Raw genomic sequence first — 10,810 nt, forward strand, 5'->3', positions numbered from 1 at the left:
GGACTTAATCGTTCTCTATTAAGTCCCAATCTTTATGCTTAAAGCCTTAAATCCTTTTGAGGGATTAAAGGTGTAATATTTCCTTGATATCGGAAATAATCTTATTTGCCAGATTTTCGGCGATGGTTTCATTTTCGGCCTCGCTGTAAATCCTGATAATCGGCTCTGTGTTCGAACGGCGCAAATGTACCCAAGTTTTATCAAATTCTATCTTCAAACCATCAATAGTACTGTAAGGCTGTTTTTTGTATTTTTCCTCTACCTGTTTCAGCAAATTATCAATATCCATTTCTGGCGTAAGGGTAATTTTATTTTTAGAGATGTGGTACTGAGGATAACTGCGTCGTAATACGGAGATTGATTTGCCAAACTTAGCCAAATGCGTTAAAAACAAAGCAATACCCACCAAAGCGTCTCTGCCGTAGTGCGATTCAGGATAGATAATTCCACCGTTTCCTTCACCACCAATAATGGCATTCGTTTCTTTCATTTTGTTTACAACATTAACCTCACCTACAGCCGAAGCATTATAGTCTGTACCTGCCCTTTCGGTTACATCGCGCAGAGCACGGGTTGAAGAAAGGTTAGAAACGGTGTTTCCAGGTGTGTTCTTCAATACATAATCGGCAACGGCAACAAGGGTATATTCTTCGCCAAACATACTGCCATCTTCGTTTACAAAACATAAACGGTCAACATCCGGGTCAACTACAATACCTAAATCAGCGTGCTGTTTCTGAACCTCTTTCGATATTTCAGTTAAATGTTCCGGTAAGGGCTCAGGATTGTGCGGAAAATGCCCATCAGGTGTGCAATACAGTTCTATTACCTTATTTACTCCCAAAGCTTTTAATAAAGCCGGGATAAAAATACCTCCTGTTGAATTTACACAATCGATTACCACTTTAAAATCGGCTTTTTTAATGGCTTCAACATCCACCAATGGTAATGCTAAAACTTTATCGATGTGTTTTTGAAGATAAGTATCGTTTTTGATTACTTTTCCAAGCTTATCTACATCGGCGAATTCGAAATCGGCACTCTCGGCTAAATCTAAAACTTCTTTACCATCTGCATCGCTAATAAATTCGCCCCTGGCATTCAGTAGCTTCAAAGCATTCCATTGTTTTGGGTTATGGCTAGCTGTTAAAATAATACCGCCTCCTGCATTTTCATCAGGTACAGCTACTTCTACAGTTGGAGTTGTTGACAAACCCAGGTCAATTACCTCAATGCCCAGGCCCTGTAAGGTTCCGATTACTAAATTATTAACCATTTCGCCGGAAATACGGGCATCGCGTCCCAAAACAATTCGTTTATTGCCGGTTTTTTTTACTACCCAGCTGCCAAATGCTGCTGTAAATTTCACAATATCAAATGGTGTTAAGCCGTCGCCAGCCTTTCCGCCTATGGTTCCGCGTATTCCTGAAATCGATTTTATTAAAGTCACCGTGTATAATTTATTTTGAGGTCCAAAAATAACAAAAAAAACAACATAGAGGCTATTTAGCAAGGTTTTGCCCAGCAAATTTACATTGTTTTTATATCTATAAACACGATGTGCCCGGTAGAAATTAGCTGCATGATTAAAATCAAACGTGTGTCTTAACCACCAGCTGGTCTTCAATCTTTTATCTTCATTTTCAACAAAATAAAAAAATGATCCATAATATTCTTGCAACATTATTGCATAAAAGCATATTCTGACTTCACTAGCAGTTGTAAAACCTTATATTTGCATCTTTTTAAGATAAAAAAGGCTTTTATATGCAGCGCAAGTGGTTTCAATATTGGTTTAATTCGCCGTATTATCATATTCTATATCAACAACGGAATGATGCTGAAGCCGAGTTTTTTATTGATAAACTCACACACTTCCTTCATCCTAAAGCCGATGCCAAAATGCTGGATATTGCCTGTGGAAAAGGCCGTCATTCTATTTACCTGAACAAAAAAGGTTTCGATGTTACAGGGATAGACCTTTCTGAACAAAGCATTAAATACGCCAAACAGTTCGAAAACAATAAATTGCATTTCCTGGTGCACGATATGCGCAGGTTGTTCTACATCAATTATTTTGATGTGGCCTTAAACCTTTTTACCAGTTTCGGTTATTTTGATACCGAGAAAGAACATGTGAATGCCCTTAAAACCTTCAGAAAATGTCTAACTGCCGATGGGATTTTAGTGCTGGATTATTTTAACACAGAAAAAATTATCCGCAATTTAAATTCATGCGAAACCAAGTCGCTTGATGGCATTACTTTCAACATCACCAAAAATATTGTGGATGGAAAAATCATCAAGAAGATAAATTTTGAAGACAAGCACAAGGTATATAATTTTGAAGAACGCGTGCAGGCATTCAGTTTTGAAGATTTTCAACGCATGCTTACCAAAGCCGGGATGAGGATCGAAAAAACCTTTGGCAACTATAGTTTAGATGAATTTGATCAATCTACTTCCGACCGCTTAATTTTAATCTGTAAAAAAGCATGATAGAAAGTATACAGCAATTTGATGTAGAATTATTCCTGAAAATCCACCGCGGACTTTCAAACAGCTTTTTTGACTGGCTGATGCCATTAATGCGAAACCGTTTCTTTTGGTCGCCGCTTTATCTTTTTATCATTGTATTTTGTATTAAACAGTATAAAAAACAAGGCTATTACATTATTGGTATGGTACTTTTTACCTTTGCAATGGGCGATTTAATTGCATCGAGGGTAGTAAAGCCATGGGTATCGAGGGTAAGACCATGTAATGACCTGACTTTGGCCAACGATATCATACACCGTGTACCTTGCGGTAGCGGATTAAGTTTTCCTTCTGCACATGCCACCAATCATTTCGCTATAGCCGTTTTTTTGATTTGTGTTTTCTATAGCAGGTGGAAACCTATTTTGCCTATCGGCCTCTTTTGGGCGTTTATTATCAGTTTTGCACAGGTATATGTTGGTGTCCATTACCCTGTTGATGTTACAACCGGTGCCTTGCTGGGAATAACGATAGGCTTTATCTGTTCGAGAATATTTAAAAAATTACAACCTGATTTTTAACCTATGGAAATCTGGAAATTCTGCGTACTCTTTTTTTCTGCTTTTTTGGGCGGGATAGCTATTTTTATGGTAAAGAGCGATAAATCGAAACTGCTGAAATTGATCTTATCTTTCAGCGGTGCCTATCTTTTTGCCATAACGGTTTTACATCTAATTCCTGATGCTTATAGCGGACCAGATAAGTGGCAGATTGGAGTTTTTATCCTGATCGGTTTCTTATTACAGATTTTTTTAGAACAGTTTTCGGAAGGGGTGGAACATGGGCACATCCATAAACACCACGATGGACATGTTTTTCCTTTTGGTATTATGATCAGTTTATGCCTGCACGCTTTTTTAGAAGGCATGCCCCTGGCAAAAGAACAACACAATGAATTGATTTTTGGTATTTCGCTGCATCACATTCCGGCAGCATTTGCATTGGCGAGTATACTCACTCAGAACCATTTCAAGAAAGGTAGCATCGTACTTTACCTTACTTTATTTGCCGTAATGGCACCGTTTGGCTTTTATGTAAGTGTTGGGCTCAGCAACGGCACCATAGGAGGCCTTGATGCTTATTTCAATAAGATTATGGGTATCGTAATTGGTATTTTCCTGCATATTTCTACCACAATTTTATTTGAATCGAGTGCCGATCATAAAATCAACACGCGCAAAATGATTGCTGTTTTACTGGGGATTGGTGTGGCATTGATCGGTTTCTTTGCGGGACATTAGGCCGGTTCTCAGTTGACAATGATTAGTTATCAGCTTGCAGTTTATCGACTTAAATAACTATCATTCAAACAATTAACCCCATAACCGTTTTAAACGTTTAATCGCTTAAATTTTAAAAACAGCTGTAAAAAATTAGGTAAATTAGTGTATGGATAAAATTGTGAATGAGCCCGTTGCAGCCTATCAAAAAAGACATTATACTGTTGAAGAATACCTGGAGATGGAAAAACCATCTACAGTGAAACATGAATATTATCAGGGAGAGATCTTTGCCATGTCGGGGGCTGGACTCAATCACAATAAAATTTTCAGTAATGTTTTTATAGAAATAGGAAATTATTTAAGGGGTAAGCCATGCCGACCTTACGGAAGTGATATGCGAATGAATATTCCGGAGAATACTTTATTCACTTATCCTGATATTTCCATTTACTGCAATGGTTTAACGCATAGCGATGTTGATGAAGATACCTCAATTTTACCTACTGTAATTATTGAAATCCTGTCCCCTTCTACCAAAAATTACGATAGAGGGAAAAAATTTAAGCTCTATAAAGATATCCCATCATTGAAAGAATACATGATGATTGATTCGGAATCGGTTTCCGTTGAGGCGCATTATGTCAATGATGAGCAAAATTGGTTACTCAGTAGACATGAAGAGATTACTGATGTGCTAAGTTTTGTTTCGATGGGGTTTGACATAGCGCTAAGTGATATTTATTACCATGTTCGTTTTGGTAAGGAGAAATGAGTTTGCACATAAAAATTCAAAAGTATGAACTGAAAATTGCCAACTACAAACTGTATCACTTCTTTTCTTTCTTTTTCCCATAACCCCAGGGACAATGCTTGCACTTATTTTTACAGCAATAACCACGTTTTAAATGGTAAACCTCAGTAAAAACCATTAATCCGTCTTCGTTAAAGTAAAAATCTTCACCCTCTTTCATATACCATCAATTAAAAGATCCTGAAACAAGTTCAGGAAGACAGACAGCTGATATTTAGTACTATTCTCCAACTATTACAATTACTAATTTAATATTTTAACTTCCAGTTTATTTTTAAAATAATCTTTAAGCTGTTTTCCATCGCCGTGTAAAGTCCATACCTGTTTTGGTTTTACCATGCTGATGGTTTCTAAAATCGCATCCCAATCGGCATGATCGGAAATGTAAAGTGAAATCCCATTTTGCTGCTGCAGGTTTTTCCAACCTGAGGCAAATGCCCTTACTACATTAATTGCCTTATGATAACTGTGAAAAACCATTGGAGGAACAATATAAACCTGGTTTTCGTGGTTGTTTTTCATCACTTTACGGTCGTACATGCTATAATTACCCAGTCTGATGCCATAATCTTCATATATTTTAACAAATGGCATAATGCTAAAATGCACCATAACATTCCGCGTTGGACAATGATCATTCAACAATTGGATAATCCGCTGGCTTTTACCTAAAGCATAGGAACCCAGCATGATATTCGCACGGGTCTCGTTCAGCTTTTTAATTTCGTCAACAGGAGAAGGATGCTTGGTTTCAGGATCAGCAAAGGTGCTTTCCGTAATCAAAACGTCTGCTTCCACAAATTCAAAGGGCTCACAGGTCTTATCCGGTTCAATCTTGTAATCGCCTGTATAAAGGTACTTAACACCTTTATATTCCATTAAAACCTGTGCGGAACCCAAGATATGCCCGGCAGGATAGAAAGTAACGGTAACCTCTTTTAATTTGAAGGATTGATGATAACTTTTGGTAAAAAAATCGACCGCCGCAAATTTTCGGTAACGGTGTTTCATAAAGGCTGCAGTGGCAGCTGTACAGTACACATGCTGACTTCCGCCGACAGCATGATCGCCATGCGCATGCGAAACCACTGCTTCTTTAACGGGTTGTTGCGGATCGAGGTAAAAATCACCATAAACACAATATAAACCTATTGGACTAATGGTAATGAAATCTTCTAAAATCATGATCGGGAAAAGATTTAATAGTATGATTAAAGTAGATTATGCTATGGTATTTTTAAATGCTTCTGCCGCCTCGATTAATTGCTGGTGCAAAGCCAAAACCTGCTCTATAACAGACTGCTTCTCGTCGTTAACAATAAAATGATCGGCCATTTTCGTCTTTTCCTCATCGCTAAGCTGTTTATCCATCCGGGCTTTTACCTGCTCTTCTGTAGCCCCATCACGTTGTATTAAACGCTTTAACTTAATTTCGTAAGGTGCTGTGACCAAAATTGTAGTATCGCATAATTTATAAGAGCCGCTTTCGAATAATATTGCAGCTTCTTTTAGGGTATAGGGAACTGTTGAAGGAATAGTGGCTTCCCAGGCATCAAAAGCCCTGAAAACGGCCGGATGTACCAAAGCATTTAGTTGTGCGAGTGCTTTCTCATTGTTAAAAACAATGCCGGCGATATGTTTATTATTTAGTTTGCCATCTTCAAAATAACTTTCATTGCCAAAAGCAGCTTTAACTCCCTCTATCAACAAAGCATCCTGGGTCATGATCTCTTTAGCTGCGCTATCTGCATAAAAAACAGGGATCCCCAATAGCTCAAAAACCTTGCAAACGGTGCTTTTACCGCTGCCTATACCGCCTGTTATTCCTACTTTATACATTATTTTTCTACTATGAAATCTATTTTGGAAGGCATTACGCTTACCAGTTTACAATAATCAGGAAATTCGGTTATTTTAACGGTAAACTGATGATGTTTTAAATTTTGCCATTCATCTACATCAATAGTGGCAGTAATAAAACTTTCATCAACCTGGGCGTAATTGCTCAATGCTACTAAAAAAGTAACCTTAACCTTTTTTGGGTAAAGTTTTATGCTGTTGTAATTCCTGTTATTGATGATTTTTAAAGGTACCTCAATGGTTTTCTCGGTAAACTCATCAACCGGTAGTTTAACCTCCACTGAAGAAGGATAAATACTTACATTTTTGTGTATACTGTGCTGCAGCGCAACTCTTGTTGTACTACTGCTCTGAACTTTATCCAGTTTTAAGGTATCAGTAGGCCAAAATTTTATTTTGTTAAGTTCTTCGGTTGGTCCGGCAACCTTAACATATTTTGGGTTAAGGATAATTTCGCTGGCAATACCATACTGTTTTTCAAAGTCTAATTTATCGATCAGTTTTACCGGTACCCTTTTCACCATCCTTTTGGTAAAATCGAAATATAGTGTATCGGGCTTAACAGAAATTACCTTTTGTGTGCTTTCCAACTGCTTGTTGATGTTGAACAGCTGGTCGGAAAAAACGATAAAATCTTTGGTATTAAGCTGACTCAGGTTAACAGAAACAGAGGGGGGACTTATTCTTAAACGGGCAAACAGCAACTGCCAGCCTGTTCCCTCTACCTGCAGATCTATCGTATCAGATTGTAATGGATAAAATGCTCTTTTGGTTGGCGTGTTTTTAAAAACCAAAACTGTTTTAGCCACATAAATATACTTATTGTTCAATGCCATAAAAAGCCATGCAGCTATAGCCAGTAGCAAGCAGGCCAATAAGCTAAATACACGTCTTTTTTCAATCTTCGTTAACCTAATGAAGGGCATAATAAACTAAATATTTGCTGTAAGCTGGAAAATATTATCCAGAAAATGCATTTAATCAAATGTAGTAAAACAAAAACAGTCCCGAAAGTTTTCGGGACTGCACTTAATTTTTATTAGTTTATTAGGCTTTAGGGGCTGCAACTGCTTTGGTCGCATCTAAAGAAACTGCTGATTTATCGAAACGGATCTTTACACCACCTTCAACCTCAATTAAAAAAGTGGTTTCATTCATATCCGCAATACGGCCGTGAATACCTGCTGTAGTTACAATTTTATCTCCTTTTTTCAACTCGCCGATCAGTTTTTTATGGTCTTTAGCTTTTTTAAGCTGAGGGCGGATCATAAAAAAGTAGAATACCAGTGCAATCAATCCAAACATGATTAACTGCCTTGGATCAAATCCTCCAGTTGCTTGTAAAATTACTGTTGATGTCATTATTTTATATTTTTTGTTTTTTCTTTATGGATAGTTAATGATTTATGCATGAGTACATAAGCCATAACCAATTTACTTTTTAGTAAGTACCTCTCCTACCAAATGAACTGTAGCTACTGTTGGGTTTGCATTTGATGTTACGGTTACCACCTTATCTTGCATCCCCATTTTGCCTTCGCTGTTAAAAACCACGCTAATTACACCTTCTTTACCTGGCAAAATTGGTTCGCCCGGTATCTGTGGAACGGTGCATCCACAAGTTGCTGTCGCATTTGAAATAATGAGCGGGCTTTTACCTGTATTTTTAAGTTTGAAATCGTGCTTAACTTTTTCTCCCTGCGTTATTTTGCCGAAATCGAAAATATCGCGTTCGAAAACGATGACAGGTGCATCAGCAGGAGCAACTTTAGCTGTTTTTGATGTATCGTTGCCAACTGAAACAGCTGAAGCAGATTCGCTGGTTTGATTATTTGCATTACGACAAGCTGCAAATGAAAGTGCAGCAATAGCCAGGATAAATGTTCTTCTCATTTCTAATCTTCAATTAATCCGCGACCGATCTTTTTAATGGTATTGTTTTTCTTAAGATCGCCTAAAATTTTGTCTAAAATACCGTTTATAAATGAATTGCTCTTCGGTGTACTGTAATCTTTTGATAATTCCAGGTATTCGTTAATGGTTACTTTAACCGGAATAGAAGGGAAGTTTAGCAGTTCGCAGATGGCCATTTTCATCAGGATGGTATCCATAAGTGCAATACGCTCTGATTCCCAGTTTTTGGTCCTATCGGCAATCATTTCCTGGTATTTCGAGTCGTTCTGCAAAGTGTGTACAAAAAGATCCTGAACAAATTTACTATCCTCTGCCCAATCAGCACTGATTTCGGTCAGTTTGTTTTTGAATGGGTCATCAGAAGTGAAGTTTTTAAGGGTTTTGGCTACCATGCCTTTCATCACTTCATGATCTACCTGCCAGTTGATAAATTTCTCTTCAAAAACCTGGATAATCGCCTGGCTTTTTAAAATAATTTTACGGAAAATGTATTTGATAATGTCTTTTGATGATTCTAAAGTCTCTTTAGGATCAGCAAGGTAATCGGCATATTCTTTTGATGCTTTTAAAGAATTGTACACCGTTTTACGGATTTCGGGATCAAAACCCCAATCTACCTTGTACTTCTTAATTGCAGCAACATATTCAGGGTTCTGCTGCAATAAGACGCTAAACTTATTGTGTAGCAATTTCATGTTCGGATTAATATCCTCTGCCGTTTTAATGAATTTGTTTGCGCGTTCAGCCGCGTCGTTGGCAGTAAATTCGGTAACTTCTACCAATAAAGAGAGCATCCAGATGTACATTTCATACACGCTATCGATACTTTGCATTAAGGTTTTTAAATCACCTTTAATGTCTTTTTTGTCTGCCATGTGCCATGCAAAGATGTTTTGCAAAGCTTTGATTCTTAAGTGCCTTCTGTTTAACATGAATGTAAGAACGAGTGTGGTTTTTAAAACCTGTTTTAATAATTATAATTTAATATGACGATTTAATTTTTTTTATGTCTTCAATCCGCTTCTCGGCAATCCGGTTTGCAGCAATGTTTGTTGATATATTTTCAGCTTTACTTAATTTAATTACGCTGCGCGTAGCATCATAAATATTTTCGGTAAGCTGTACAGTACGTTTTTTACCAAAACCTGTCAGCTCAGAATAGCATGAAATCAGCCCACCTGCATTAATCAGGTAATCAGGTGCAAACAATATTCCTTTTTTTAATAGCAATTCGCTATCCAAAACCTCATCTTTTAACTGGTTGTTTGCCGAACCTGCGATAATAGCAAACTTCATTTTTTCGATGGTTTTATTGTTTACCGTGGCCCCCATGGCACATGGTGCATAAACATCGGCATCGGTTGTGAAAATTTTATCCGCTTCGATCGGTTTTGCCTTATATTTTCTGGCTACGTATGTTAACTGCTCCTGATTGATATCGCTGATCAATACCTCAGCATTTTCTTTTCTCAATAAAGCAACGAGGTGTTCGCCAACATTGCCAATTCCCTGTACCACAATGGTTCTACCGGCAAGCATATCGGTACCGAAAACTTCTTTTACACTCGCTTTAATACCTAAATAAACACCCTGAGCGGTAAATGGAGCCGGATTACCAGCACCACCGATTGATTCAGGAACTCCGGTAACATGTGTGGTTTCCATACGGATATATTCCATATCGCGGGTATTGGTACCCATCTCTTCAGCCGTAATGAATTCGCCATTCAGGTTTTTGATAAACCTGCCATAGCTGCGCATTAAAGTCTCTGTTTTATCTTTTCTCGAATCGCCAATGATTACACCTTTTCCTCCACCAAGGTTTAAACCGGTGATGGCTGCTTTATAGGTCATTCCACGCGATAAACGAAGGGCATCTTCCAGCGCTTCGGCTTCAGTAGAATAACTCCACATCCTTGTACCGCCCAAGGCAGGTCCCAAAGTGGTGTCGTGTATGGCAATAATTGCTTTTAAACCTGTATCTGGATCATTACAGAAAACCAATTTTTTATGCCCATAAGCACTTAACTGATCTAAAATTGATGAATCTGACTGAGAATTTGCTGGCATATTAACGTTCGGCTAACCTGCTGCAAAATTAAAATAAAAAACCATTATTACACGTTTTTAACTAAACTATAGAAAAATTAATTTGGACAGGATTAAATAAACCAAGTTATAAGTTTAAAAAGTATTGCTTAGGAAAAAATAATGGTATCCGTGGAGACACGAAACCTAGGCTCTGGGTCCGGGTTTCTTTACATTGATATATTCTTCTTCGCCACTGTCCCATTTATGAGCCACAGGCTGACGTTAAATAAACCTGATAAAGTGGAAAGCCCGCAGCGCTGGACTGCCCCCAAAAAGTTGGACACTTTAATAGGAGCATTTTATGAGCAGAAAAATTAAGTATAGTCTGGAATTTAAACTGGCTATCATCGGTCAGGTCTTAAGTAGAGAGAAA

13 protein-coding genes are annotated in these 10,810 nt (G+C 37.8%); 4 read left to right on the top strand and 9 right to left on the bottom strand.

Annotation, left to right across the window (positions count from 1 at the left end):
- Window positions 1–64 precede the first annotated feature (64 nt).
- Complete coding sequence (gene glmM, locus ACFSR6_RS15480; RefSeq protein ID WP_379080424.1) at window positions 65–1,450, bottom strand: phosphoglucosamine mutase; 1,386 nt, start codon at window positions 1,448–1,450, stop codon at window positions 65–67.
- A 317-nt stretch (window positions 1,451–1,767) separates the two neighbouring features.
- On the opposite strand from glmM, the gene ACFSR6_RS15485 reads away from it, so the two are divergent.
- The 4 genes from ACFSR6_RS15485 to ACFSR6_RS15500 all read left to right on the top strand — a co-directional run bounded on the left by ACFSR6_RS15485 (window position 1,768) and on the right by ACFSR6_RS15500 (window position 4,533).
- Window positions 1,768–2,499 (top strand): class I SAM-dependent methyltransferase, encoded by a 732-nt coding sequence (locus tag ACFSR6_RS15485; protein WP_379080426.1) that lies wholly within the window; start codon window positions 1,768–1,770, stop codon window positions 2,497–2,499.
- On the top strand, window positions 2,496–3,059 hold the full coding sequence (locus ACFSR6_RS15490; RefSeq protein WP_379080428.1) for a phosphatase PAP2 family protein: 564 nt from the start codon (window positions 2,496–2,498) through the stop codon (window positions 3,057–3,059). The genes ACFSR6_RS15485 and ACFSR6_RS15490 overlap by 4 nt, the downstream gene beginning before the upstream one ends.
- Before the next feature lie 3 nt (window positions 3,060–3,062).
- Complete coding sequence (locus ACFSR6_RS15495) at window positions 3,063–3,779, top strand: ZIP family metal transporter (protein ID WP_379080430.1); 717 nt, start codon at window positions 3,063–3,065, stop codon at window positions 3,777–3,779.
- A 148-nt stretch (window positions 3,780–3,927) separates the two neighbouring features.
- Window positions 3,928–4,533 carry a Uma2 family endonuclease gene (locus tag ACFSR6_RS15500; protein WP_379080432.1) on the top strand — a complete coding sequence of 202 codons (606 nt, stop codon included), beginning with the start codon at window positions 3,928–3,930 and terminating at the stop codon, window positions 4,531–4,533.
- A gap of 55 nt (window positions 4,534–4,588) precedes the next feature.
- Here ACFSR6_RS15500 and ACFSR6_RS15505 read toward each other — a convergent pair whose 3' ends face one another.
- From ACFSR6_RS15505 to ACFSR6_RS15540, 8 genes are all read right to left on the bottom strand, one after another.
- Window positions 4,589–4,732: a DUF5522 domain-containing protein gene (locus ACFSR6_RS15505; protein WP_183759576.1), complete on the bottom strand. Its 144-nt coding sequence runs from the start codon at window positions 4,730–4,732 to the stop codon at window positions 4,589–4,591.
- 83 nt (window positions 4,733–4,815) lie between these two features.
- Complete coding sequence (locus ACFSR6_RS15510; protein ID WP_379080434.1) at window positions 4,816–5,757, bottom strand: MBL fold metallo-hydrolase; 942 nt, start codon at window positions 5,755–5,757, stop codon at window positions 4,816–4,818.
- 36 nt (window positions 5,758–5,793) lie between these two features.
- A complete protein-coding gene (gene coaE, locus ACFSR6_RS15515; RefSeq protein ID WP_379080436.1) occupies window positions 5,794–6,411 on the bottom strand; it encodes a dephospho-CoA kinase in 618 nt (205 codons plus the stop codon).
- On the bottom strand, window positions 6,411–7,358 hold the full coding sequence (locus tag ACFSR6_RS15520) for a CdaR family protein (protein ID WP_379080438.1): 948 nt from the start codon (window positions 7,356–7,358) through the stop codon (window positions 6,411–6,413). The genes coaE and ACFSR6_RS15520 overlap by 1 nt, the downstream gene beginning before the upstream one ends.
- Before the next feature lie 121 nt (window positions 7,359–7,479).
- Window positions 7,480–7,794 (bottom strand): preprotein translocase subunit YajC, encoded by a 315-nt coding sequence (yajC, locus tag ACFSR6_RS15525; RefSeq protein WP_379080440.1) that lies wholly within the window; start codon window positions 7,792–7,794, stop codon window positions 7,480–7,482.
- A 72-nt stretch (window positions 7,795–7,866) separates the two neighbouring features.
- The gene (locus tag ACFSR6_RS15530; protein ID WP_379080442.1) at window positions 7,867–8,325 is read right to left on the bottom strand and encodes a DUF1573 domain-containing protein; all 459 of its coding nucleotides are present in this window, start codon (window positions 8,323–8,325) and stop codon (window positions 7,867–7,869) included.
- A 2-nt stretch (window positions 8,326–8,327) separates the two neighbouring features.
- The gene (nusB, locus tag ACFSR6_RS15535; protein WP_379080444.1) at window positions 8,328–9,278 is read right to left on the bottom strand and encodes a transcription antitermination factor NusB; all 951 of its coding nucleotides are present in this window, start codon (window positions 9,276–9,278) and stop codon (window positions 8,328–8,330) included.
- A gap of 49 nt (window positions 9,279–9,327) precedes the next feature.
- Window positions 9,328–10,416 (bottom strand): Glu/Leu/Phe/Val family dehydrogenase, encoded by a 1,089-nt coding sequence (locus tag ACFSR6_RS15540; RefSeq protein WP_379080446.1) that lies wholly within the window; start codon window positions 10,414–10,416, stop codon window positions 9,328–9,330.
- Between the last annotated feature and the right edge of the window lie 394 nt (window positions 10,417–10,810).

The organism is Pedobacter vanadiisoli (genome assembly GCF_042684385.1).
Taxonomy (GTDB): Bacteria; Bacteroidota; Bacteroidia; order Sphingobacteriales; family Sphingobacteriaceae; genus Pedobacter; species Pedobacter vanadiisoli.

Bases quoted from the DNA above. Each gene is read 5' to 3' on its own strand.
- ACFSR6_RS15485 (WP_379080426.1), top strand. From the start codon at position 1,768: ATGCAGCGCAAGTGGTTTCAATATTGGTTTAATTCGCCGTATTATCAT.
- ACFSR6_RS15490 (WP_379080428.1), top strand. From the start codon at position 2,496: ATGATAGAAAGTATACAGCAATTTGATGTAGAATTATTCCTGAAAATC.
- ACFSR6_RS15495 (WP_379080430.1), top strand. From the start codon at position 3,063: ATGGAAATCTGGAAATTCTGCGTACTCTTTTTTTCTGCTTTTTTGGGC.
- ACFSR6_RS15500 (WP_379080432.1), top strand. From the start codon at position 3,928: ATGGATAAAATTGTGAATGAGCCCGTTGCAGCCTATCAAAAAAGACAT.
- ACFSR6_RS15505 (WP_183759576.1), bottom strand. From the start codon at position 4,732: ATGAAAGAGGGTGAAGATTTTTACTTTAACGAAGACGGATTAATGGTT.
- ACFSR6_RS15510 (WP_379080434.1), bottom strand. From the start codon at position 5,757: ATGATTTTAGAAGATTTCATTACCATTAGTCCAATAGGTTTATATTGT.
- coaE (WP_379080436.1), bottom strand. From the start codon at position 6,411: ATGTATAAAGTAGGAATAACAGGCGGTATAGGCAGCGGTAAAAGCACC.
- ACFSR6_RS15520 (WP_379080438.1), bottom strand. From the start codon at position 7,358: ATGCCCTTCATTAGGTTAACGAAGATTGAAAAAAGACGTGTATTTAGC.
- yajC (WP_379080440.1), bottom strand. From the start codon at position 7,794: ATGACATCAACAGTAATTTTACAAGCAACTGGAGGATTTGATCCAAGG.
- ACFSR6_RS15530 (WP_379080442.1), bottom strand. From the start codon at position 8,325: ATGAGAAGAACATTTATCCTGGCTATTGCTGCACTTTCATTTGCAGCT.
- nusB (WP_379080444.1), bottom strand. From the start codon at position 9,278: ATGTTAAACAGAAGGCACTTAAGAATCAAAGCTTTGCAAAACATCTTT.
- ACFSR6_RS15540 (WP_379080446.1), bottom strand. From the start codon at position 10,416: ATGCCAGCAAATTCTCAGTCAGATTCATCAATTTTAGATCAGTTAAGT.